This is a genomic window from Psychrobacter sp. ER1 (assembly GCF_048631835.1).
GTDB lineage: Bacteria > Pseudomonadota > Gammaproteobacteria > Pseudomonadales > Moraxellaceae > Psychrobacter.
The window spans coordinates 68,706-94,231 of the sequence record NZ_CP184640.1; the positions used below are offsets into that span (position 1 = coordinate 68,706).

The window sequence follows — 25,526 nt, forward strand, 5'->3', positions numbered from 1 at the left end:
CCCATCGCTTACCGCGATATCCACCTGATATTTAATAGGCATATTATGGCAAAACCCATTTATTTTTACGGCATTCATGCCATTGATGCGTTACTTAAACACCGCCCTTTGGATGGTCTTAGCTTGTTTGTGCAACAGGGACGCGAAAGTGATAGTCATGTACAAGCGATTATGGCTGAGGCGGAAGCTAATGGTATCAGTATCCAGCCGACCCAAAAAGATAAGCTGACACAGCTATGTGGTAGCCCGCAGCATCAAGGCGTGGTACTCAATGCTCGTCCGCTAGGTTTTGCTGATGAAGGTCTGCTTGATACCATTATTGGTCGCGAACAGTGCTTATTGTTAGTGCTAGATCAAATCACAGACGCACATAACTTTGGCGCTTGCTTGCGCACAGCCGTAGCAATGGGTGTGGACGCCGTGGTTTGTCCGAAGCACCATGCAGCAAGCCTGACGCCCACAGTCGCTAAAGTATCTGTTGGGGCCGCAGAGATGATGCCGATTATTAGTGTCACCAATTTGGCACGCACATTGTCGCAAATCAAAAACGCAGGAGTATTTGTGTTTGGTACGGCGCTCAATGCCGATGCGAAGCCTATCCATGCCGCTGATCTGACTGGCAAAATCGCCATCATTATGGGGTCAGAAGGAGAGGGGATGCGCCGCCTGACAATGGAGAGCTGCGATGAGCTAGTTTATATTCCGATGTCAGGAAACGAGCATGGCAACCTACAAAGCTTAAACGTAAGCGTCGCTACTGGTATGGCTCTATATGAGGTTAATCGCCAGCGAACTTTAGCTGCTGGGCAAGCGTAAGGTACTCTTGGTGTAGGGGCTCTAGCTGTAAGTATAGAGAGGCAAGGTCGCTCTCGTTGAGTATGATATCGTCTGCATGACGATTGCGCTCTTCACGACTAAGCTGGTTGGTCATAATGGCTTTGATTTTTTGAATACTTTGATCATCACGCTGACTGGCACGCGCAAGCTGCGTGTCTTCGGTGGCATCCATCACAAGGATACGTTGGCATAAATTGGCAAGACCCGCTTCTGCTCCCTCAATGAGTAGAGGTGCGGACAATACCACATAAGCTGAGGTACTAGACTCTAACTGTGCTTTTGCTGTCTCACGTATCGCTGGATGCGTGATCGCCTCAAGCTCAATAAGCGCTTCAGGATTTGCAAATACATGCGTACGTACAGCGGCCCTATCCATTGACCCATCACCATTTAACACCCAATCACCGAATCTTTTTTGGATTTTGCGCAGAGTATCGCTGCCTTTAGTAACGATCTCATGAGCGATCACATCGGCATCGATAATATCGATCCCTTGCTCAGAAAACCAAGCACTAGCGGCAGATTTACCACTACCGATACCACCCGTCAAACCGACTACGAGCTTCTTATTTTTTGGTTGCGTGGTTTGTGGCTGGTGTGAATAAAAGTGCGATGTATTTTTTGACATAATAATGGCTTATCTGACAGATAGAACAATGAATGCAGTTTTGAACTCACAATCGGCCTTTTAAGGTTTCGTTCATGGGTCACTGCCGAAAATTTACTACAATAATCTAGTGTACGCTATCAGTTATTAGACATACATACCAAGATACCAACTGACAATATCTGAGCCGTATAATAAGGCAACAATACCTGCAATAGCGATATAAGGCCCGAAAGCAAAAGGTCGACTTTCACCCTGTTTTTTCATCAAGATCAATCCAACGATAGAGCCAAGTAAAGACGATAGTAGGATGATTAAGGGTAACATCATAGGTCCGAGCCAAGCACCTAATACTGCTAGTAGTTTAAAATCCCCTTGACCCATTCCATGTTTTTTAGTGATTAAATAGAATACCTTGACTACTATCCATAGCGATAAAAACCCAAGTAGTAATCCCCATATTGATTGTGTTGGTGAGACGAACCAGCTTTGTGAGTTTACCGCCAATCCTAAGCCTGCCAAAGGAAAAGTTAGACGATCAGGTAGTAGCTGTGTGTCAAAGTCGATACCTGTTAACGCCACTAGTGTCCATACTAAAACCAATGCGGACAAGCCTGTAGTACTTACCCCAAACTTATATATTACTAATACGGACAGGATGGCGGTTACTAGCTCAACGAGAGGATAACGTAGACCGATAGCCGCTTTGCAGCTTGAACAGCGTCCGCGTAGTAATGGCCAACTTATTAAAGGAATATTTTCATACCACTTAATTTTATGTGCGCAATGAGGGCAGCGTGAAGCAGGGCGACTTAGGGTAATCGGTTGGTCAGTAGCGACAATATTTGCTATGGGCAGCGTATGCTCGCGTGGCATATCTGCCTGTTCAGACATAAACTGGCTACACTCTTGTCTCCAACCATACACCATCATCAGCGGTATGCGATGAATCACGACATTTAAAAACTGCCAACGCAAAGACCTAATAGGCCAAATACGAATAAAGCTAGGGTACTGTTCTCTTGTAGTAACTGTATAAATTGCATCAAGTCATTATCCTACTACTGCGCCCATCTGGAAGATTGGCAAGTACATTGCGATGACTAGGCCACCAACTAATACACCTAATACTGCCATAATTAACGGTTCCATTAAGCTGGTCAATCCATCAACAGCGTTATCAACTTCGTTTTCGTAGTAGACAGCGACTTTATCTAGCATTTCTTCTAAGCTACCAGACTCTTCGCCAATGCCAACCATTTGAATGACTAGACTCGGAAACAAGTTGGTCGAGCGTATGGAAAACTGTAATTGCTGACCAGTGGATACATCATTCTTAATTTGCTGAGTGGCATTATAAAATACGACATTATTGGTCGCACCAGCAGTAGAGTCTAGGGCATCGATAAGTGGAACACCCGCCGCAAAAGTTGTAGATAGTGTACGAGAGAAACGTGCAATAATCGCTTGATAGGCGATGTTGCCAAATATGGGAGCTTTTAAGACAGCACGGTCTAAAAAGTCACGAAATTTTTAGATCGTTTTTTAGCTTCTGAAAAACCGATAATTGCACCACCGATAGCAATAATTAAGATGAACCACCATGCTTGCATCCATTCAGACATGCTAACTACCATCTGTGTAAAGGCAGGCAGCTCTGCGCCAAATGATTCAAATAGATCAGAGAATACAGGTACTACTTTTATCAATAGAATCATGGTGACAATGATAGCAACCACGATAACGGCAATAGGGTACTTCATTGCTTTTTTAATTTTTGCTTTTAGTAGCTCACTTTTTTCTTTATAAGTAGCGACTCGTTCAAGCATCGTCTCAAGTGCACCGGATTGTTCGCCCGATTCGACGAGGGAGCAGAATAAATCATCAAAGTAACGAGGATGTTTGCGCAAAGAAGAGGCAAAGGTGCCACCTGCTTCAATATCTGCTTTTATTTTCAATACTAAGTCTTTCATACTTGGATTATCGAGCGAGTCGGCGACAATCTCAAATGACTGGGTCAACGGTACACCTGCTTTCATCATTGTTGCCAACTGCCGAGCAAAAATAGCAATATCAATGGCTTTAATAGCTTTTTTGAAGGTATAAAGTGGTTTTGGCTTTTTCTTAATCCCTTTAACCGTAATACCTTGTTTACGTAGGGTGGCTTTTGCCAGCTCTAAACTACGGCTAGTAGTTTCGCCCTTTACCTTCTGCCCGCGTCGGTTTACACCATCGTAAACAAAATCTAACAACATATCGGTCTTAGCTTTTGCCATATTACTACCCTCGAAATTGTCTAATATATATTGTATATTTACAATAGAATACCAGACTTAAGATACCAGTCAGGCATACTTTATTTTAGCGTAAAAAACCAGTGTTTATCTGTTTTATCTTGAAAAGTATCCGATAATAAAAGTTACAGGTTTATAACTTAATTGATAATTTGAATGCTAAGACCTAGCATGTATATTCTATGAGGGTACTTATTATTCAGAAGTCACCCGCATCATTTCTTGAATACTCGTGACACCTTGCAACACTTTTAAAATCCCAGAACGACGCAAATCGCGAAAACCATTTTTAATGGCAGCGTCTTTAATATCTATTGCGTTACCATCTTCCATGATAATGCGTGAAATATCAGGACTCACTTTCATCACTTCATAGATACCTACACGGCCTTTATAACCTTCACGGCATTCATTACAGCCGACTGGTTCATAAATGACATTGTCAGTGTTATCTAGATCAATATCAGTAAAACCAATCTCTAATAAGCTCTGACGCGGTATGCTAATAGGTTTTTACAGTTCTTGCAGAGACGTCGTGCCAATCGTTGGGCAATAACTAGATTGACTGACGTGGCAATATTAAAAGAAGCGACGCCCATGTTACGTAGACGCGTTAATGTTTCAGGTGCCGAGTTAGTATGCAAGGTAGAAAGAACCATATGACCTGTTTGCGCCGCTTTAATCGCAATCTCAGCAGTCTCAAGGTCACGAATCTCACCGACCATGACAATATCAGGGTCTTGACGTAAAAAAGACTTAAGCGCATTGGCAAACGTTAGACCAACTTTGGCGTTAACGTTAACTTGGTTGATTCCTTCAAGATTAATTTCGACTGGATCTTCAGCCGTTGAGATATTGGTTGCGCCAGTATTTAAGATATTGATACCAGTATAAAGGGAGACAGTCTTACCAGAACCAGTAGGACCAGTGATAAGCAACATGCCCTGCGGTTTGTGCAATGCTTCTAAAAACATTTCCTGCTGATCTGGTTCATACCCCAATGCATCAATACCTAGCATGGCTGAGGATGGATCAAGGATACGCAAAACAAGCTTTTCACCGAATAACGTTGGTAATGAGTTTACTCGAAAATCAATGGCTTTATTTTTAGAAATTTTTAGTTTAATACGTCCATCTTGTGGTATCCGGCGTTCTGAGATATCCATTTGCGACATGACTTTTAAGCGTGCCGCAATTTTATTTGCAAGTTGAACCGGTGGATTGGCCATTTTTTGCATGACGCCATCGACACGAAATCGTACTCTGAAAGATTTTTCGTATGGCTCGAAATGTAAATCAGAAGCACCCATACGGATAGCATCGACTAGCATTTTATTGACGAATTTTACGACAGGTGCTTCATCGACGCCATCGTTTAGCTGAGTTTCGCCATCCTCTTTATCTTCGTCACCGTCTTCAAAGCCAACATTTAAATCACTATCAGAGAAGCTATCAAAGCTTTGCATCGTATCCGCGTAAATATTTTCAATACGCTTTTTAAGCTTATTTTCTTCGACAACAATGGTTTCTATCGATAGCCGAGAGTTAAAGGCAATAGCATCAATGGCGTCAACGCGTGTTGGATCACTCAGCGCGACAAACAGGCGTTGTCCTCGTTTAAAGAGTGGTAATGCATTAAACTTGCGAACGATTTTTTCATCCACTAAGTCTTTTGGAATAACATCAACGTTTAATGCATCAAGATCGAATAGAGGGTCGCCGAAAGCTTGGGATAGCATTTGGGCAAGTTGATAAGCATCGGCCAATTTATTGTCTACCAGATAAGGTACCAGTCCTATTTGCTGCTGCTGCGACTCAATCTGTGCCGTCTTCATGTTCGCTTCGCTAACGACACCGTCGCTAATTAGTTGCTGCGCTAGACCGCCGTACTTACTAGTTGCGATAGACATTTTAACCTCTCCTTTGATACAAAATATTCTGTAGACTTGCTTGGTCTTGCCCGCTATATACTTGTCGTTGCTAGTCGATAACTCGCTATAACTGTCTGGCTTTGTTTATCTTATCTACCTGTATATCTATATATAGAACCAGCAACAATATTTGATTTTATAAACTCTATATTTCATCAACTCTGTAGTATAGAACTTTACTTTAGTTTGAAAAAATTATATATACCATTAGACGACTAGCTCGTAAAAATAATGGTCTATTGATGCATTATATGTAGATAAGTTTGCAGAAGTGATTCTGTGCATGGTGGCACGCTACTATAGCACTTACGAATTATTTGTTATACTGACGCGCATATTAGCCGAATTGGCATGAATACATGAGACAAGGTAAATAAGTATGCAAGCTTGGGTAATTGGCAATTGGAAACAGAATCCTGCGACTAACAGTGCTGTCAATGCACTATTGGACGACTTATTGACTAAAGTTAATACTGAAGAACAAGCCAACTCGCAGGCATCAAAAAACCGCTGTAAATTAATGGTAGCACCAAGTTGTGTTCATTTAAGTACAGTGAGTACGCGTCTAGCAGATAGCTCAATACTCTGTGCCGCACAGGACGTCAGTACCTATAGTGCAAGTACAGGAGCCTATACGGGTGACTGCTCAGCGCAGCAGGTAGCAGATGCAGGTGCCACTTGGACGCTACTTGGCCACTCTGAGCGTCGCCAATATCACAAAGAGTCTCATGATTGCCTGATAAGCAAATTGTCTCATGCGTTTTCTCAGAAATTAGGCGTGGTGTTTTGTATCGGCGAAACGCAAGAGCAGTATGACAATGGTCAAACACTCGACGTTATCAATGAGCAACTTTCGGTTATTAAGGATTTACTGACTCAACAGCCAGAGTTAGCATCATCGTTATCTGAAAGGCTGCTCATCGCTTACGAACCTGTATGGGCCATTGGTACAGGTAAAGTGCCTACTGTGGCAGAAGTGAGTAAGACTCATCAGTACATCAAACAAACGGTTGCAAGCTTTGCTGATATAACAGATACGATTACCGTGCTGTATGGCGGTAGTGTTAATGCTGATAATGCCAATAGCTTTGCTTCTGACGCTATGATTGATGGCGCATTAGTAGGCGGTGCTTCATTAAAAGCAGAGAGCTTTCTAGCGATTGCCGATGCATTTAACCAAGCCAATGCTTAAATGAATAAATAACGCTCAGATATCAAGATCATAGCTTATAGACAGTATGCTTTTATCAGTTAGTAAAAGTAGGTTTAACACTGCCCTTGCAATCGTGTACAATGCGCCTTATTTATATAGTCGATTTGGCATTTGATCATGCCGATTGTCATTCTATTAACCTTACGTTTTATTTTCCGTTATCAGTCGTCATTACGCGGCAAAAGAGGCCACCATGTTTACGTTTATATTAGCCCTGCATATTATTGTGGCCATTGCCATGATCGGCTTGATTCTGATACAGCATGGTAAAGGGGCAGACGCTGGAGCTTCTTTTGGTGCCGGTTCATCAGGTACCGTGTTTGGCGCAGCAGGAACTGCTAACTTCTTGACGCGTGCCACGGCAGTACTAACGGTCATATTTTTTATTACTAGTATGACACTTGCTGTTCATGCTCGTAAGCAAGCAGAAGATCAGTTTCGTCTAGATGCGCCAGTTTCAGCACCGCAAACGCCGCGTCCATTGACTCAAAATCCTGAGTAAGCCTCTTTTAAGTAGGCAGCGCTTGCTATTTTGGTAGGTTAGATTTACAATGCTTTCCTGTTTTCGCAACTCCTGTTCTATAGATGCCTACCTTAAGCATCATCGATTATAGACTGGATGATAGGAACAGAGCAGTACAATGCGATTGTGGTGGAATGGTAGACACGCCATCTTGAGGGGTGGTGGCGAAAGCTGTGGGGGTTCAAGTCCCCCCAATCGCACCAAGTTTTACAGACGCAGCATAGCGTCAGGTTGGATTTTTAGCAGATAATACTTATTTTATAATTAATTTAAAAAAGTATTGACACTTCTACGAAACCTCCCTATAATATGCGTTCTAGATTGATGCGGGGTGGAGCAGTCTGGTAGCTCGTCGGGCTCATAACCCGAAGGTCGTTGGTTCAAATCCAGCCCCCGCTACCACTTTTTATACTGATGTTTTGTACACTAAATTTGTCAGTACCGATTAGCCCACCATTATGTTTGTGGGTTTTTTTGTATCTGAAGGTCAGTGTTATCGCGGTATCTATCCTACTTATGCTAAGCTCTAAGTCTATAGAGTACGATATTACTCGTCACTGGTCATCATCGGCCGCTACCGGCACGATGCTTCTTAAGCAACACTATCTTTTATTCCTCATACTTTTATCGATAGTAGTGCTTTATAAATAATAAAAGCATTGTTTGGCCGAGCTTGATGTTTTTTACGCTCGTCCCTATATAAATGCACAATATGTATCATATATTTGTGATTTAAAATTATATACTGACCGTGATTCTTATCATCATAAGATTGTTATATATAGATAAGAGTCAATCTTTAATACGGTTTACTAAGTACGATAGATAAGTGAATAGGAAAATACAAAGAGATTATGAAGCTTTCGACTAAAGTTGCAGAACTGACTAATATTATTGCCCCTGCCGTGGCCGCTTGTGATGTGTCACTATGGGGTATCGAGTTTGCGCCACAAGGTCGTCGCTCTTTACTACGTATCTATATTGAGGCATTGCCAGAAGAGCAAGCCCAAGATAAACAAGTAACGATTGAAGACTGCGCGGCAGTAAACCATCAAGTAAGCGGTATCTTAGAAGTTCATGATCCTATCGCTGGTGAATACATCTTAGAAGTATCTTCACCTGGTTTTGATCGTGCGTTTTTCTCAGATGAGCAAATGCATGCGTATGTTGGTCAAACTGTGAGCTTGCGTCTGATTCAAGCTATCGGTACAGGCGATCAAAAACGTCGTAAAGCCACAGGTACTTTAGATAGTATTGATGAAAACTCTTTAAAACTGACGTCAAGTGATGGCGAGCAGTTTGAGATTGCACTAAGTAATATTGATAAAGCCAATTTGATTTATGAAGATGCCTAGATTTTTACTAGGGTAACTGTTTATAAATAGACAGTTTTATCTTCCAATAGCTTATGTGGCTTATAGCAACTATATAATAGCAGCACCCAAATTATAAAATTTAAGTCAATTAAAAAATGATAGGACAGGTATAGCATGAGTCGTGAAATCTTAACGGTAGTAGAAACTGTCAGTAATGAAAAGGGCTTAAATCCTGAAGATATCTTTGAAGCAATTGAAGACGCTTTAGTGGTATCGACTAAGAAAAAAGTATATACCGAGCAGCCAGAAGTGGCTGTACGGGTAGCAATCGACCGTGCAACTGGCGATTACGATACTTATCGTTACTGGACAGTGGTTGCAGATGAAGACCATGAAATGCCAGCTTGTCAGCTTGCTATCACCGATCTTGATCAAGAAGAATGGTCAATTGGTGATATTAAAGAAGAGCAAATTGAATCAATCGAATTTGGTCGTATTGCTGCTACACAAGCCAAACAGGTTATTATCCAAAAGATTCGTGAAGCTGAGCGTGCACTAGTTGCAGACGCTTTCGAGCCGCGTGTTGGTGAGATGATGTATGGCGAAGTCAAAAAACAGACTCGTGATGGCTATATCATCGATTTGGGTGACAATGCTGAAGGTTATTTGTCACGCGATCAAATGTTACCACGCGAACAATTACGTGCAAAATCGCGCATTAACGCTATCTTGTACCATGTAAATCGTGAAAACCGCGGTGCGCAGTTACTGTTATCTCGCACGCATCCTGAAATGCTATCAGCATTGATGCAAAAAGAAGTGCCTGAGATTGCAGAACAAATTATCGAAATTCGTAACGTCGCTCGTCTACCAGGTACTCGTGCTAAAATAGCCGTGAAGACTAACGATCATCGTATTGATCCAGTTGGCGCTTGTATTGGTATGCGTGGCACACGTATCCAAGCAGTACAGCAAGAGCTAGATGGTGAGCGTATTGATGTGGTGGTATGGTCAGATGATCCTGCCCAGTTTATCATCAGCTCTCTAGAGCCTGCTGACGTAAGCAGTATCATTTTAGATGAAGATACGCAAACGGCAGATATTATCTTTAGCACCAATGATCAGTTGGCGCGTGCTATTGGCTCACAAGGTCAAAACGTACGTCTAGCGTCTGAGTTGACAGGCTATAAGCTTAATATGATGCTCGAAGAAGAGTATCAGCAACGTCAGCAAAACGAATCAAAAGCGTTTATTGAATTATTCTATGAGCGTCTAGAAGTAGACAAAGATTTAGCACAGGCATTGGTTGATATTGGTTTTACCAGTATTGAAGAAGTTGCCTATGTACCAGTTGAGACTTTCTATGATATCGAAGGTCTAGACGATGAAGCAATTGATATGATTCAAGAGCGTGCTAAAGAAGTCGTCATCGCTGATGAACTGGTCAAACAACAGAACATGAAAGAGCCAAGTCAAGAGCTTCAAGAGCTTGAAGGTATGACAGTCAGTTGGGCTTATAAAATGGCGCAAAAAGACATCATTACTGTTGATGACTTGGCAGAACAAGCCGTCTTCGATCTAGAAGATATCGAAGGATTAGACTCTGAAACTGCAGGAAAACTCATCATGAAAGCTCGGGAATCTTGGTTCGATGAATAAGCGGTAACTGCATATCGCTGTCTTTTGGTGATATGCTATTGAGAATAAAGCGCTGATATCTATTTATAAGTATCAGCCTTAACCCAATCATTTGTAGCCAACAACTGAATTGAACATATAGCAAATAATAGACAGTAGGTGATAATAAATGGCAGATAAGACCGTCAAAGAACTGGCAGAAATGGTAGGCAAAACTACAGATGCTGTAAAGCAGCAATTAGTAGATGCTGGCCTGCCTGCTCGCGCAGAGGATGACCTAGTCACCGAGCTTGAGCAAGAAAAGCTGGTGACGTATTTAAAGCAAAGTCATGGTCAACAAGAAAAGCGTCGTATTAGTCTTAAATCTAAGACGACCAGTACTGCACGTGTGACCGGCTCTTCTGGTAAATCTAAGAGCGTCAACGTAGAAGTGCGTAAAAGAAAGTATTCGAAAAGCCTGATCCAGAAAAAATGGCTGAAGAGCTAGCCGCTCGTGAGCAGGCTCTAATTGAGTCTCAAGAACGTGCAGCAAAAGAAGCTGAGGAACGCGCCGCTACTAAGAAAAAAGCGGAAGAGCGTCAAGCAGCAACGCTAGCAGCAATGCGTGCAAGCCTAGGCTCTAGCAAAAGATCAGACGACAAAAACGATGATATTTCTACATCAGTTGTCGTCAAAAAAGGCGGCAAAGCGACTGCTGAAGTTAAGCCTAAAGAGCAGCCGAAGAAAAAGGTTGCTGCTACTAAGCCTAAAGTTGAAACCGCTGCTGAACGTAAAGCTCGCGAGATTCGTGAGAAAGAAGAAGCGCGTCTGCGTGAAATCGAATTAGAAACCCGCCGTACACAAGCTGAAGAAGCGCAAAAGCGTACACTTGAGCAAATGCGCAAAATGGCTGGTAAATATACAGATCGTGAGCCTGTTACTGAAGTACGTAAAGATGAGCCATTGGCTGAAGGTTTGGTCGGTGATGCACTAGAAGAGTCTTTCGAAAAAGAGCGTCGCGAAATCAAACGTGGTTCGAACAGTACTGGTACTCGTGGTCGTCGTCGTAAGAACCAAGATGAACGCGAAATCAAAAACCGCAAAAACGGTTTGCGTTCAACTCAAGCATCACAGCATAAGTTTGAAAAACCTGTCGAAAAAATCGTCTATGATGTCGAGATTAGTGAGCAAATTTCAGTTGCCGATCTTGCGCAGCGCATGGCGGTTAAAGCTCGCGAAGTAACTAAATTACTTATGAAAATGGGTGAAATGGCTCGTGAGTCAGATACGATTGATCAAGCAACCGCAAGCTTGCTTGTTGAAGAAATGGGCCACAACCCAGTACCAGTTAGTGATACTAAAGTTGAAGATGACTTACAATACGCAGTTGATGAGCGTAGTAGTAACGTTCAGACTCGTCCACCAGTAGTGACTATCATGGGTCACGTCGATCATGGTAAGACTTCACTACTAGATAAAATTCGTGAAACGAAAGTTGCGAATGGCGAAGCGGGCGGCATTACACAGCATATCGGTGCTTATCATGTAAAAACTGATCGCGGTGTTATTACTTTCCTTGATACTCCAGGTCACGCAGCGTTTAGCGCAATGCGTTCACGTGGTGCTCAAGCGACTGATATCGTTGTATTGGTGGTTGCAGCTGATGATGGCATGATGCCACAAACAGCAGAAGCGATTGATCATGCACGTGCAGCTGGTACGCCGATTATTGTTGCTATCAACAAAATGGATAAGCCAGGCGCTGATCCTGACCGTGTTCTTAATGAATTAACGACGAAAGAAGTTGTTTCAGAAGAATGGGGCGGCGATACACCAATGGCTCGTATCTCAGCCAAAACTGGTGAAGGTATCGAAGACCTACTAGAATTCATTAGCTTACAAGCTGAGCTAATGGAGCTAGAAGCGCCATTAGACGGTGCTGCTCAGGGTGTGGTTATTGAGTCAAGACTGGAAAAAGGTCGTGGTCCTGTCGTTAGTGTCCTAGTGAAAAAGGTACATTGAAGCAAGGCGACTTGGTTCTAGCTGGTGAGCACTATGGTAAAGTTCGTGCATTGACCGACGAGCATGGCCAACGTATTAAATCAGCTGGTCCTTCTATTCCTGTAGAGATTTTGGGTCTGCCTGAAACACCTGCTGCTGGTAGTGAGTTCCTAGTTGTAACGGATGAGAAAAAGCTCGTGAAGTTGCGGACTTTAGAACCAACCGTGAGCGTGAGCGTCAACTTGAGCGTCAAAATGCCATGCGTTTAGAAAGCATGTTTGATCAGATGGGCCAAGGCGATGTGTCATTCTTGAATATCGTACTAAAAACAGACGTACGTGGTTCACTTGAAGCACTACTAGCTGCCCTAAACGAATTGTCTACTGACGAAGTAAAAGTCAGAGTGATCAGTTCAGGCGTTGGTCCTATCTCTGAGTCTGACGTAACCCTGGCAGAGTCTAGTGAAGCGGTACTGTTAGGCTTCAACGTTCGTGCAGATGCTACCGCACGCCGCAAAGCAGACACTGCTAACATGGATATTCGCTACTATAGCGTAATCTATGGTTTGATCGATGATGTTAAATCAGCAATGAGCGGTATGCTTGCTCCTGAACATCGTGAGAAAATCCTTGGTGTTGCAGACGTTCGTGAAGTATTCCGTTCTAGTAAGTTCGGTGCTGCTGCTGGTTGTATGGTGGTCGAAGGTACAATCTATCGCAACAAACCTATCCGCGTATTGCGTGATGACCAAGTTATCTTTACTGGTCAATTGCAATCATTGCGTCGTTACAAAGAAGACGTTAATGAAGTACGTACTGGTATGGAATGTGGTCTGGCCGTTCGTGGCTATGATGTTGAAGCTGGCGATAAGATCGAAGTCTTCGAAATCCAAGAGTTCGCACGTACTATCTAAAGCTGCTGTTCGATAGCAGAGTATGTATTAATGCAATATGCGTAATCCGCTAAGCTTTTAGATACTTTGCTAATATTCAGCTGTACTTAGGCCTAACAGGTACATCCTGCTAGGCCTTTTTAGCACATATCAGTGCAACATTTATTAATCAACAGATTTATACAGTAATAAAATAAGCCCATTAAAGTAAGGTAATAACATGAACCAACGTTTACAAAGATTATCGGATCAGATTCAGCGTGAGCTTGCTGTTCTTATTCGCGATGAAGTCAATGACCCTCGTCTAACGGGTTTTGTCACGATCTCTAGCGTCAAAGTTAGCCCAGATTTAGGCTATGCGGATGTCTATGTCACTATCATGGAGCCTGAGCTCAATGATGCTATGAACAAGACCAACCATGAAGAAAGCATCAAAGTACTTAATAAAGCGGCAGGATTCTTGCGTACGGAATTAAGCCATAGCTTAAAGACACGTACTACGCCGCGCCTACGTTTTCATTACGATGAAGTGACTGCTCGTGGTAACTATATGATGGACTTGATTAGTAAAGCCGTGACTAAAACTGAGCAAAACGAGAATGACGAGTAAATTATTATTATGTCTATAGCGTCTAAGCAGGTTGATAAACAAGCCAATAAAGTACCTGATAAAGTAAAAGTTTCAGGTGTCATATTGGTGGATAAACCCAAAGGTATGACCTCGCAGCAAGTTGTGTCAAAAGTGAAGTATTTATTTAAATCACCTTTCCACGATAGTAAAAAGGCAGGGCATACAGGAACGCTTGATCCGATGGCAACTGGCCTGTTGCCTATTTGCTTGGGTGAAGCCACCAAGTTTAGCCATTATCAACTGGATGCTGATAAATCTTATCAAGCGACTATTTTGCTAGGTAGTCAAACCGATACTGGTGATGCTGATGGTCAAATCGTAACGCAGGCTTCTATCCCCGTATTTGACGAAGCCTCATTAGCGACTATTGCCCAGCAGTTCTTGGGTGCTCAGCAGCAGATACCACCGATGTATTCAGCGCTAAAAAAGACGGCAAAAAATTGTATGAATATGCTCGCGCTGGTATTGAGGTTGATAGACCACCTAGAGATATTACGATTAAAGCAATCAATCTACAGATGATAGATGATACCCAGATTAATCTAACGGTTACTTGTACCAAAGGTACTTACGTACGTGTATTAGCGGAAGATATTGCAAAGCAGCTAGGTACGCTAGGACATTTGACGGCATTACGTCGTACACAAGTAGGGAACTTCAGCATTGATGATGCGATCGCTTTATCTTCATTAGAAGAGCATGGTTTAGAGGAGCGTCAGTTTTGGCTGCTGCCTATCGATGCTTGTATTGATATCGATGCTGAACTGACGCTGACAGAGGAGCAATGCGCCCGCGTACATATGGGTCAGCGCCTAAACGTATTTGATGAGCTAACAGGTAAGCTCAAAGATTATGTTGCAAGCAATGCTGCTTATCAAATATCCAATGCCAGTGAAGCAGAAACTAATACTGTTGGTACTGAAGACAGCATTGACATCTCGCAGCCTTTAGAGCACGAGCTACCTATTGATATACGTTTACTTAATGAGCAGGGAGAGTTTCTTGGTTTGGGGTCTGTGAGCTTAAACGGACGTCTACAACCTAAGAAATTGATTCAGCGCTAATAGTAAAGTTTTCATCAATGCTACTTAAATAGAGAAACTACCACCTAATATTGGCTTGATTTACTAATAGTTTACACTAATCACATACCGTCACATTTTATTGCAGGTTTCGCCTATGGTGAAACCTGTTTTTTTTGTACTCTAGATTCATCAGATAGGGAATACTGAGTTAAAAAATAAAACGGACAAATATTATAAAAATAAAAAATTGCCATAAGGTTAATAACTAAAACGATAAACAATTAAAAGTAAAAACCAATGCAGAAAGGACGCATTTGAACAAAAATAAAATAGTTCAAAGGAGAATGTACTGCCAAACAATAATAAAACTAACTTATAAAAATATACTGGCTCACAAAAACTAATAGATAAGAAGAAGGAAAGTTATGAAAACGATCGCTTTTTTACTACATAACCACTTTGAACAAGCAGAGTATGAAGACGTCAATAATCAGCTAAAAGACAAAGGCTATAAAACACTTCTCATAACAACAAATGATAAAAAAGAAGTGCAAGCCATGCAGCAAGACGTAGATAAGAGTGATACTTTTACTGCTGATATCTTTGTAGAAGATGCTAACGTTTCTGACTATGATGCATTGGTGTTACCAGGTGGTACTGTCAACGCTGATACTATTCGTGGTAACGAAAAGGCTCATCAAATTATCAATGCTATAAATGAAGCAGGAAAGCCACTAGCTGTTATTTGTCATGCTCCTTGGGCTCTCATCAATACAGGTATTGCTAAAGGCAAAACACTCACCGCTTATCCTACTTTGCAACTAGATTTAGAAAATGCTGGAGCAAACTACGTAGATAAGACAGTACAAGTAGATGGCAATCTTATTACCTCGCGTAACCCAGACGATATTCCTAATTTTGTTGATGCCATAGATAAAGCATTATCTTAGAATTTTGACTTCTAATTAAACAAGTCTAATCAACTAAGTACTATTAAATTTCAACTCTGTACAACTAATATTCATAATCATAACTAAGGAAGATACTATGTCAAACTCTAACCCAAACGATACTAAACTTGAGCAACAACGTTCTGATTCAGCAGAAGCAGCACTTAAAGGTCAAACTGAAGACAATCACAATGAAAATAGCGAAGCAGCAGCAGAACGTATCGCAGCTAATTTAGAAAGCGCGAAAGAAGACAGGTAAGTTTTTAATATGCCACCTGTAGTAGGGTGGCATTAATACGTTTATAGTTTGCACGTCTTATGCTCGATGAGTGCAACTACCGTTAGTCCACAAAATAATAATTCAGGAGCTAATATGAGTAATTCACCGAACAATATGGACGAGCAGGAAAAAGAGATTGAAAAGCTTGCAGAAGAAATCAATCCAAGTGAGCATACTGCCCCAGACAGTCTAGCGGAAGTTACTACTGCTGCGCCTCTTGAAGATGATGAACTAGGCGGCAATGCGACAGAGTCTGACGCTAATAGGTATCCTAGGTAGGCTCTTAATAGATAGTTATATAATAACTGTCATCTATTAACGATTGATTGTAGTTTTACAAGTATTATGAAAAACTGCTGCTAGTTCAGCAGTTTTTTGTTATAATTACCCCCACATTTAAATTAGGTTTTGAATGATGTACTGTCATTAGCGCATTACTTTGATTAAGTAGTGCTATAGCTAAATGCAATGTACGATTCAAAACATACTAAATGGTTGTTAACTGAGCTTGTCGTACACTAGGTCAACTCTAGTAATGCAGGGTTGTCCTGAATGGCGTACAGGTTATTTTATTTATTATTCTATTGCTTTAATACTGACTCAAATTGCAGCCTGTATTTAAAGTTTTTAGCATTGCCGGAGATATTTATGCTAACTAATACCGATCGTGAACAAATCATCGCTCAATACCAACGTGGCGAAAATGACACTGGTTCCCCAGAAGTTCAAGTAGCTTTGTTGAGTGCTCGTATCAATGATTTGCAGAACCACTTTAAAGCACACAAAGCTGACCATCATAGCCGTCGCGGTCTTATCCGTATGGTTAACACGCGTCGTAAACTGCTTGATTACTTAAAAGGTAAAGACCTTGGTCGTTACACTACTCTAATCAGCCAGTTAGGTCTACGTCGTTAATCTAACGACAATAGTACGAGTGGATGCTGAATTTTTTGCTAAATCGCTTGGAACTTGTTTGTTGTTATCGATAAAATAGATTTTTCCAAAAACGGTGTGGAATAGTTTCACGCCGTTTTTTTATGCTTATTCGTTTTAGATACCGTGCTCAAATAGTAAGAGCTATAGCTCCTTTTATAGAATAGTTAAGAGGAATATAGGTATAAACTGTACTAACCAAGTCTGAAATACGGTATTTTCTGACGATAATTACGCTACTGTGCAATTAATTGGTCAATGGCTATAAATCACTGTAAAATAATGCCTTGTGAGTTTGATAGCGCATCTGCTACAGATATGGCGATTATTGATAAAATACTTATGATTTGGCTTGGTAATCGGCGCGGATAGCTGATATTTGAAAGCCTAGAAAATAGCATGTAGGGTTTTTAGCATCGAAGTCTTTTGACTTAATGTCTTTTGATAGTATTTATAGTAAAGCCAAAATTGCACGACCGAATATACATAATAGTACGATGTCTAACTCAGACAAATATATGAGACAACCAAGTAACGTTATTGGCATTGGTTGCGATGATTTCTAATAGAAAACATGTCAACTGATAGCCATATACACAGAATTTTAATGACAGATATCAGCTTTTTTGACGCTGATATCAGTTTTGTCAGTCAACATTAGGAAGATTATATGACAATGTTCAACACCATTAAGCGTGAATTTCAATATGGCAACCAGCAGGTTGTTATCGAGACAGGCCGTATTGCCCGTCAAGCAAACTCTATTTTAGTACATATGGGCGGCGTAACAGTATTAGTTGCAGCAGTCGTAAAATCAGAAGCTAAAGAAGGTCAAAACTTCTTTCCGCTAACGGTTAATTATCAAGAAAAAATGTATGCAGCGGGTAAAATCCCAGGTGCTTACGGCAAACGCGAAGGCCGTGCGAGCGAATTTGAAACCTTAACTTCACGCTTGATTGACCGTCCGATTCGTCCGCTATTCCCAGAAGGCTACGTAAACGAAATCCAAATCACCGCTACAGTTGTATCATCAGATAAAACTCAGTCTGCAGATATCGCTGCACTAATCGGTGCCTCAGCAGCATTGGCTATCTCTGATGCGCCATTTAATGGTCCTGTTGCTGCCGCTCGTGTTGGTTTCATTAACGGCGAATACGTTCTAAACCCAACATCTGAGCAGCTTGAAACCAGTGATCTAGACTTGGTTGTGGCTGGTACTAAGTCTGCGGTATTGATGGTTGAGTCTGAAGCGGCAGAGCTGTCAGAAGACCAGATGTTAGGTGCAGTATTGTACGGCCATCAGCAACAACAAATCGTTATTAATAACATTGCTTCAATGGCTGAAGAAATTGGCACTGCTAAGCAGCAATATTCTGCTCCTGAGCGTGATCAAGCACTTACCAGTAGCATGAAAGAGCAGTTCGGCGAGCAAGTTGCTGACGCTTATACCATTACTGATAAGCAAGCACGTTACACGAAGCTTGATGAAATTAAGCAATCAATTATTGATGCACTTGCTGGTGATGCTGAGTCAGAAACTTATGCTGATACCGTATCTGAGCTTAAAGAAATCTATAACGACCTTAAATATCGTACCGTTCGTGACAACATCTTGTCAGGTAAGCCGCGTATCGATGGTCGTGACCCTGAGACAGTTCGTGCGCTTGACGTACAAGTTGGTGTATTGCCATATACGCATGGTTCAGCATTGTTCACACGTGGTGAGACGCAGGCATTGGTTACTACCACACTTGGTAACAGCCGTGACGTCAACATGATTGACTCACTAGGTGGCACGATTCGTGACCATTTCATGCTGCATTATAACTTCCCGCATTTCTCAGTTGGTGAAACTGGCCGTGAAGGTATTCCAAAACGTCGTGAAATCGGCCATGGTCGTCTAGCACGCCGCGGTGTACAAGCGATGTTACCAGATAGTGAGCGTTTCCCGTATGTGATTCGTGTGGTATCAGAAATTACTGAATCTAACGGTTCATCTTCTATGGCTTCTGTTTGTGGCGCAAGCTTGGCATTGATGGACGCAGGCGTACCATTAAAAGCACCAGTTGCTGGTATCGCGATGGGTCTGGTTAAAGAAGGCGATCGTTTTGCTGTATTGTCAGATATCTTGGGTGATGAAGATCATCTAGGTGATATGGACTTTAAAGTAGCCGGTTCTAAAAATGGTATCACTGCACTTCAGATGGATATCAAAATCGAAGGTATTACCCCTGACATCATGGAGCAAGCGCTTAAACAAGCTCATGCAGGTCGTATCCATATCCTAGAAGCAATGAACCAAGTATTGCCTGAGAGCCGTACTGAAATCAATGCTCATGCACCAAACTACGCGGTTATCGAAATCAACCCGGACAAGATTCGTGACGTTATCGGTAAAGGCGGCGCAACTATCCGTCAGCTAACGGAAGAAACTGGCGCGGTTATCGATATCGATGATGCAGGTACCATCCGTATCTTTGGTGAAAACAAAGCAGCGACCAAGGCAGCTATCGGCAAAATCGAAGCACTAACTGCTGAAGTTGAAGTTGGTAAAACTTATGAAGGTACCGTTGCTCGTATCGTCGACTTCGGTGCATTTGTAAATGTCTTGCCAAACACTGATGGTCTAGTACATATTTCACAAATCGCAGAAGAGCGCGTAGAGAATGTGTCAGACTACCTAAAAGAAGGTCAGGTCGTTAAAGTACTTGTACAAGACGTTGACAACCGTGGTCGTATCAAACTAACTATGAAAGGTGTTGAGCAGAACTAATATTCAATATCTGATGTGGTTTAAATAAGAAAAAACCGCCTTGAAATGCTCGTTATGAGTATTCAAGGCGGTTTTTTTATGTGTCCAAAAAGATGATGACTGGCTAGCTAAAAGGCCATTTATAACTCAATGCTTTTAGGCAGGTGTATATCGATACGAAGTTTTGGTAGGTCTTGTAAGTACTCAGTTAGTAATGGCAAAGTATCAGCATGCCAGTCTAAAGGCAGGGTATCTACTGTAGTGCTTTCACTGGATACGATATCACGTGGTCTGCCTGAGATAAGTGGCCGTGCAAGCAATGCAACTCTGCGTATGCCTTGGTAACGTATAAGCGGCATTATTTGCTGTTGCAAATCAATCAAGGCAGCAGTCAGCCAACGTGTGCGCGCTGGATGATAAGGATGGTTTGATATCACAAGGTTGGCAATATAGTTTGGCTGGTTACCGTTACTACTGATACCAAGTCCGACCTGCTCACGTGTACGCTTATTAATTAAGCAGCTACCAACATTCAGACTACCATCGCGGCATGCACGATGATAGTGACTATAGTTATCAGCAAATAGAGTTTTCGCTCGTGTGAGTACAGGATCTAAAACGATACCAGTATTGTTGACAGGTAAAACAAGCAGCTGTGCATTGCTATTTAAAATAGAGGCATGTGTGAATTGCAAAATCGCCATCGTAAGCCTCTCTATAACTAAATCAAGTATACGGTTATTGAACCGTCGCTTTATTAGAGTCGTTTGCTTCTAACTGAGCAATTTGTTGTTCGAGTAGCGCAATTTGTTCTGCCTTCATATCAGTCAACTGCTTATTCATAGCCACTTGTTCAGCGGCTAACTTTTCTTGTTCGGCCAGTCGCTGACGCTCATCTTCTAAACGATCAATCTCTTCTTTCGCCAAGCTATCATTTTCTGGTAGAGGCGCATCTAATATAGCAGTAGGATTTGGTATCGCGTTATTGTCATTATTGGCTGCTCCAGAGTTTTCATCTATGAGCACACCATCGTTAATCACAGAATCATCTGTTTCTTTCGAAGTGCTGTCTTTGGCTAATTCTGTCTGCGTTTGCTCAGTTGCTGGTGCTGAAGTGGCGTTATCTACAGGGAGTGTGGATTGAGTGCCAGCCCTTCCTATGATAAGGTAGACAATGATAATAAGTAGCAATATGGAGATAAGTACTACCAAAATTTTCTGACGTGATTTAGTCTGTTTCTTCTTAGAAGTGTGGGTGGATGAAGGCCGGATATTGTCTGGTTTCATATTATGATCGATTCAAGTCAAGAATATAAGTAGCCATACTATAGCAAACTCAAAATAAAAAGCCTATCTATTGATAGATAGGCTTAATAGACTCATTAAATAATAAAGTATTTAATCTAGTTTCAAGTATAAGTGCTAGATAGCTAAGGCTTAAATTTTACAGTGCCGCTGGTGCCAGTCGCCATCGCATCACGAGCCATCTGATCTTCTAAATGGTTCTTTGCACTAATGGCATCAGGATCGGGGCGTTGCTCTGTGTGTCCACACTGAGTACATTCAATATACTCATCTGGGGCAGGGGTTACGATATTGACTTGCACCACAGCGTCCATCTCCTGACATTTCGGACAACGTACCCCTGCTAAAAATCGGCGCTTGGGACTAGATGATTGATAACGCATTTAAATGACCTCGCGCGTCGTTTGAGTATTTGCGGCCTCAATATTTTCAGCATCAGTGAAACCATTATGACGTAGCAAGGCATCGATACTGGCGCTACGACCGCGGAAATTTTCAAAGTTGGTCTTCGCTGGGAAACTGCCGCCAACAGATAAGATAGATTCACGGAACGCTTTGCCTGTCGCTGGGTTGAAAATACCGTCTTCTTCAAACTTGCTAAACGCATCAGCTGACAGCAGTTCCGCCCATTTATATGAGTAATAGCCTGCAGCATAACCACCCGCGAATATATGACTAAAACCATTAGCAAAGCGGTTATAGTCAGGTGTTTGCATAACGGAGATATCATGACGGACAGTATTGAGCGTCTCTAAAATACCATCGTAACTTAGTGCTGGCGTATGAGCGTGAATGAGTAAATCAAATAGAGCAAACTCAATCTGACGCAGTGTTTGCATGCCGCTTTGAAAGTTTTTCACTGCTAGTAGTGCATCGAGCTTGTCTTTAGGTAATGGCTCACCAGTCTCAACGTGACTGCTGATAAGAGCGATACCTTCAGCGTCCCAAGCCCAGTTTTCCATAAACTGACTAGGAAGCTCGACCGCATCCCATTCAACGCCATTGACACCAGCGACATCGCCCACCGTGACTTGAGTCAATAAATGATGCAAGCCATGACCAAACTCGTGGAATAAGGTTAATACTTCATCATGGGTCAATAAACTAGGTTTGCCATCAAGTGCTGGCGTGAAATTACCAACCATAAAGCAAACGGGTAGTTGCTGATGGTTCTGTTCTTCGTAGCTATAGCGAGATTGGAAACCACTCATCCATGCACCGCCACGCTTACCACTACGTGCAAATAAGTCAAAGTAGAAGCCACCAAGCAAGCGATCATCAGCGTCGAATAATTGATAAAAACTCACATCGTCATGCCAGCGAGAGACTGAGTCACTTTCTGCATCTTTATGACCTTGCTCTTGTACTTTGATACCGTATAGACGCTCAACGATAGTGAACAAGCCATTAATCACTTTGGGTAATGGGAAATATGGGCGAATCTCCTCTTGCGATAAGCTGAACTCACTTTGTTTTACCTTTTCAGCGATATAGGCGCTATCCCACGGTTGCAACTCGTCAATGCCATAATCGCTAGCATATTTTTGTAGCTGTGCCAAATCTGCTTTGGCAGCAGGGGTTGCTTGCGTTGCTAAGTCACGTAAGAATGTTTCAACTTCTAAGACGCTGTCTGCCATCTTAGTCGATAGCGATACTTCAGCATAATTTGCAAAACCAAGTAGCTTAGCCTTTTGCTCACGTAATGAGAGTATTTGACTCATATTGTCAGCATTATTTAATGAATTACCTTTTGCATTGGTATGCGTATCAAACTCAGAGGCGCGCGTGACATAAGCATGATACAGCGTCTCACGCAGGCTACGATCGTCCGCATGAGTCATGATCGCTAGATATACGGGGATATTTAAACTGGCCACATAATAAGGAGTAGGAAGTGCATCTATATCTGTTTGACTCAGAGTGCCATTAGCAAGCTCACGCGCTTTGTATTGCTCGCCTGCATCTGCCAATAGTGCCAGACCGCTCTCTGTTAACCCCTTTAACTGAGAACCTTCTAAAGGCAGGGCAAATGCTTGTGTCGCATCCAAGATATTGTCCGAAAAGGTTGCAGACAGGGTTGATAACTCACTTTGGATAGCGGCAAAATTTTCTTGCTCAGCTTGAGGTAACGCAACGCCTGATAGCTCAAAACTACGTAATGCCAGTTCGATTGCACGTGCACGAGCAGGCTCTAACGTAGCAAAGAAATCTGTGTCATTGACGATAGCTTGATAGCGATTAAACAACGGCTGATGCTGTCCAACCCGCGTACCGTAAGCAGATAGCTTTGGTAGCAGCTCATGGTGAACATGACGAATCTCATCGTTACTCATCACGCTATTGAGATGCGACAAAATACCCCAGCTACGATCTAATGCCAAATTGACATGGTCAAAGCTCATCACATCTGCTAAAGCTTGTTCAGCGCTTATTTTTTCAGCACTTGTTTTTCAGCACTTGTTTTTTCAGCACTGCCGCTTTCTATCGCGGTTAAAGTATCTAAAAAAGCATTGGCAGCATCAATAGCATCAATTACTTGGTTTTGTAACGTATGTGGCGCAGTGTCGGCAAAATCGACAAGGCGTAAATCTAAAGGAGAAGGTGTCATATAGGTATCCGATATCAATGAATTATTATTAATCAAAATGAGAAAAGTCTGGCTATTATTGAAATATACAGTGTGTTCTTATTTTATATATAGATTATATAAAAGATGGGTTCGTTTGGTAAAAATACAACCTAAGCACTTTTATACGATTCAACTAATTAGGACAGTGCTAGCAATCTGAAAGTAGATGTCGAGATTCTGGTATTTAGATTCAACTTCTCAAGATAATTATCTGAATATGTAGCTATGTTCGTTAAGGCAGTTCTTTAACAATATAGAGTGCTCTACTTACAAAGCGCTATCATTTGCTTGCAAATTAACCCTACAGGGAGTGGGGTATAGCTGTTAGCATCAAGATAATGGAATTTAAATATTATGCATCGATAAGATGTAAGAAAAACACGGATAGAAATTTCTACGCTTATAACAGTATATGAGTGAAGAGATATATAAATTTAAAAATGAATGATAATAAAACAAGGAGCAATATATGAAAGCGACTCTTAAAAGTTTACGTGAAACTAAAGCTAACCCTGCAGTAAGTATCTTTGTTAAAACGCATCGTGAACATCCAGCTAATGAGCAAGATCCTATCGCTCTAAAAAACCAATTAAAGGTTGCCGAAGATCGTCTGACAAAAGAGTACGATAAACGAACAGCGACTACCATTCTAGATAATATTCAAAATAAAATCAGTGAGCTCAATCACAATTATAACCTTGATACTTTAGCTATATTTGCTAGTACAGATGATGTGCAAGTCATTCGTATGCCAATTGATACAACAGAACGCGTTGTGATCTCAGATAGATTTGCTACGCGTGACTTGGTTCGTGATATGGCAAGTGCGGTTCATTATTATACGGTGGTCTTAACTCGTGATAATGCGCGTTTGATTGAAGCGTCTAACGACCGCGTTGTAAGAGAGTTCGATAAAGATGATGATGCACAAAACAATATGGAGAACATTCAGTTCCCTGTTGAAAACAACGGACTATACACAACAGGCGACGGTGGCTCAGATCGCTCATCAAACAATGAAAGCAGTCACTTAAAAGAATTCTTTAACCAAGTTGATAAAAGTGTCCAAGAATTGTGGGGCGAGCATAAAATGCCTCTTGTTATAGTTGGTGATGCAAAAAATATTGGCTACTATAAAGAAATCTGTGATCGTCCAGACAATATCATCGCTACAGTATCGAATGCGACCAATCTAGAAGACGGTAGTGCTCAGCATATCGTAGATAGCGTGCAAGAAGCCGTAGAAGAGTATCGCACCTCATTACATAAAGCTGCATTGGGCGAAATCGACAAAGCTCGCGGTGCGAATATGTTGCAGACTGACTTGCAGGAAGTATATCGAAGTGCTTTCCAAGGAGCTGGCGAGACACTTTATGTACGACGTGGCTATATACAATCTGCTAAGATTGATGAAAAGGCACAAACGTTAAGCCCTGCCAATGATGCTACTACGGAAGGCATCACAGATGATGCAATCGGTGAAATCATCGAGCACGTCATTCACAATGGCGGCGAAGCTGTATTTATGCCACAAGATATTATGGGTGAAGATCAACCAATAGCGCTAGTAACTCGCTACTAATCTGACTATGACACCTATGCGCGATGTTCATTTATGAATCAGCCATTTATGAATTAGCCGTTAATAATACATAGGTGTACTATGAGAGCATTGGTTCAATACGAGCCAGTGCTCTTTTTATGTCTGTCATTACAATCACTATGGATGCTATCGTAGCTGAGCTATTGATCTTTACTCCATAAATAATGAGCGTACAACTAACCAAACT

Annotated in this window: 20 protein-coding genes, 2 tRNA genes and 4 pseudogenes; 17 read left to right on the forward strand and 9 right to left on the reverse strand. The window is 41.8% G+C overall.

What is annotated here, in order from left to right; translation table 11 throughout:
- Positions 1-45: 45 nt before the first annotated feature.
- Positions 46-816: a 23S rRNA (guanosine(2251)-2'-O)-methyltransferase RlmB gene (rlmB, locus tag ACOBWA_RS00315; protein ID WP_420229882.1), complete on the forward strand. Its 771-nt coding sequence runs from the start codon at positions 46-48 to the stop codon at positions 814-816.
- Here rlmB and coaE read toward each other — a convergent pair.
- The 4 genes and pseudogenes from coaE to pilB form a co-directional block, all read right to left on the reverse strand.
- Entirely contained in the window at positions 779-1,465 is a 687-nt protein-coding gene (gene coaE, locus ACOBWA_RS00320; RefSeq protein ID WP_420229883.1) for a dephospho-CoA kinase, read from the reverse strand. The genes rlmB and coaE overlap by 38 nt on opposite strands.
- Before the next feature lie 126 nt (positions 1,466-1,591).
- Positions 1,592-2,490: pseudogene (locus ACOBWA_RS00325) on the reverse strand (prepilin peptidase).
- A 7-nt stretch (positions 2,491-2,497) separates the two neighbouring features.
- Positions 2,498-3,720 (reverse strand): annotated as a pseudogene (locus ACOBWA_RS00330) (type II secretion system F family protein).
- Positions 3,721-3,933: 213 nt separating this feature from the next.
- Positions 3,934-5,648: pseudogene (gene pilB, locus ACOBWA_RS00335) on the reverse strand (type IV-A pilus assembly ATPase PilB).
- A 400-nt stretch (positions 5,649-6,048) separates the two neighbouring features.
- Here pilB and tpiA point away from each other — a divergent pair.
- The 15 genes and pseudogenes from tpiA (at position 6,049) to pnp (ending at position 19,823) form a co-directional block, all read left to right on the forward strand.
- Positions 6,049-6,861: a triose-phosphate isomerase gene (tpiA, locus tag ACOBWA_RS00340; RefSeq protein WP_420229884.1), complete on the forward strand. Its 813-nt coding sequence runs from the start codon at positions 6,049-6,051 to the stop codon at positions 6,859-6,861.
- A gap of 214 nt (positions 6,862-7,075) precedes the next feature.
- Positions 7,076-7,384, forward strand: a complete 309-nt coding sequence (secG, locus tag ACOBWA_RS00345; protein ID WP_021814138.1) for a preprotein translocase subunit SecG — start codon at positions 7,076-7,078, stop codon at positions 7,382-7,384.
- A gap of 141 nt (positions 7,385-7,525) precedes the next feature.
- Positions 7,526-7,608, forward strand: a tRNA-OTHER gene (locus tag ACOBWA_RS00350).
- Positions 7,609-7,730: 122 nt separating this feature from the next.
- Positions 7,731-7,807: transfer RNA gene (locus tag ACOBWA_RS00355), tRNA-Met, on the forward strand.
- Between the two features lie 452 nt (positions 7,808-8,259).
- Complete coding sequence (gene rimP / locus ACOBWA_RS00360; RefSeq protein ID WP_057757748.1) at positions 8,260-8,760, forward strand: ribosome maturation factor RimP; 501 nt, start codon at positions 8,260-8,262, stop codon at positions 8,758-8,760.
- Between the two features lie 135 nt (positions 8,761-8,895).
- Positions 8,896-10,380: a transcription termination factor NusA gene (gene nusA / locus ACOBWA_RS00365; RefSeq protein ID WP_057757751.1), complete on the forward strand. Its 1,485-nt coding sequence runs from the start codon at positions 8,896-8,898 to the stop codon at positions 10,378-10,380.
- A gap of 148 nt (positions 10,381-10,528) precedes the next feature.
- Positions 10,529-13,252, forward strand: a pseudogene (gene infB / locus ACOBWA_RS00370) (translation initiation factor IF-2).
- A gap of 199 nt (positions 13,253-13,451) precedes the next feature.
- On the forward strand, positions 13,452-13,841 hold the full coding sequence (locus tag ACOBWA_RS00375; RefSeq protein ID WP_102078739.1) for a ribosome-binding factor A: 390 nt from the start codon (positions 13,452-13,454) through the stop codon (positions 13,839-13,841).
- A 9-nt stretch (positions 13,842-13,850) separates the two neighbouring features.
- Positions 13,851-14,384, forward strand: a complete 534-nt coding sequence (locus tag ACOBWA_RS00380) for a hypothetical protein (RefSeq protein ID WP_420229885.1) — start codon at positions 13,851-13,853, stop codon at positions 14,382-14,384.
- Positions 14,303-14,926 (forward strand): tRNA pseudouridine(55) synthase TruB, encoded by a 624-nt coding sequence (locus tag ACOBWA_RS00385; RefSeq protein ID WP_420229886.1) that lies wholly within the window; start codon positions 14,303-14,305, stop codon positions 14,924-14,926. The genes ACOBWA_RS00380 and ACOBWA_RS00385 overlap by 82 nt, the downstream gene beginning before the upstream one ends.
- 386 nt (positions 14,927-15,312) lie before the next feature.
- Complete coding sequence (locus ACOBWA_RS00390) at positions 15,313-15,837, forward strand: type 1 glutamine amidotransferase domain-containing protein (protein ID WP_102078737.1); 525 nt, start codon at positions 15,313-15,315, stop codon at positions 15,835-15,837.
- Between the two features lie 97 nt (positions 15,838-15,934).
- The gene (locus tag ACOBWA_RS00395; protein ID WP_420229887.1) at positions 15,935-16,096 is read left to right on the forward strand and encodes a hypothetical protein; all 162 of its coding nucleotides are present in this window, start codon (positions 15,935-15,937) and stop codon (positions 16,094-16,096) included.
- Positions 16,097-16,210: 114 nt separating this feature from the next.
- Positions 16,211-16,396, forward strand: a complete 186-nt coding sequence (locus ACOBWA_RS00400) for a hypothetical protein (RefSeq protein WP_420229888.1) — start codon at positions 16,211-16,213, stop codon at positions 16,394-16,396.
- 369 nt (positions 16,397-16,765) lie between these two features.
- Positions 16,766-17,032: a 30S ribosomal protein S15 gene (gene rpsO, locus ACOBWA_RS00405; RefSeq protein WP_045443035.1), complete on the forward strand. Its 267-nt coding sequence runs from the start codon at positions 16,766-16,768 to the stop codon at positions 17,030-17,032.
- Between the two features lie 688 nt (positions 17,033-17,720).
- Positions 17,721-19,823, forward strand: coding sequence for a polyribonucleotide nucleotidyltransferase (gene pnp, locus ACOBWA_RS00410; RefSeq protein ID WP_420229889.1), 2,103 nt, complete (start codon positions 17,721-17,723; stop codon positions 19,821-19,823).
- 119 nt (positions 19,824-19,942) lie between these two features.
- On the opposite strand, the gene ACOBWA_RS00415 is transcribed toward pnp, so the two are convergent.
- From ACOBWA_RS00415 to ACOBWA_RS00435, 5 genes are all read right to left on the reverse strand, one after another.
- Positions 19,943-20,506 carry a hypothetical protein gene (locus tag ACOBWA_RS00415; RefSeq protein ID WP_420229890.1) on the reverse strand — a complete coding sequence of 188 codons (564 nt, stop codon included), beginning with the start codon at positions 20,504-20,506 and terminating at the stop codon, positions 19,943-19,945.
- A 34-nt stretch (positions 20,507-20,540) separates the two neighbouring features.
- Positions 20,541-21,089: a hypothetical protein gene (locus tag ACOBWA_RS00420; RefSeq protein WP_420229891.1), complete on the reverse strand. Its 549-nt coding sequence runs from the start codon at positions 21,087-21,089 to the stop codon at positions 20,541-20,543.
- Between the two features lie 143 nt (positions 21,090-21,232).
- Positions 21,233-21,490 (reverse strand): YheV family putative metal-binding protein, encoded by a 258-nt coding sequence (locus ACOBWA_RS00425; protein WP_102092661.1) that lies wholly within the window; start codon positions 21,488-21,490, stop codon positions 21,233-21,235.
- Entirely contained in the window at positions 21,491-23,509 is a 2,019-nt protein-coding gene (locus ACOBWA_RS00430; RefSeq protein ID WP_420229892.1) for a M3 family metallopeptidase, read from the reverse strand.
- Between the two features lie 26 nt (positions 23,510-23,535).
- Positions 23,536-23,715, reverse strand: coding sequence for a hypothetical protein (locus ACOBWA_RS00435; RefSeq protein WP_420229893.1), 180 nt, complete (start codon positions 23,713-23,715; stop codon positions 23,536-23,538).
- 490 nt (positions 23,716-24,205) lie between these two features.
- Between ACOBWA_RS00435 and ACOBWA_RS00440 the strand changes: the two genes are divergently transcribed.
- A complete protein-coding gene (locus tag ACOBWA_RS00440) occupies positions 24,206-25,318 on the forward strand; it encodes a hypothetical protein (RefSeq protein WP_102091366.1) in 1,113 nt (370 codons plus the stop codon).
- The last annotated feature ends 208 nt before the right edge of the window (positions 25,319-25,526 follow it).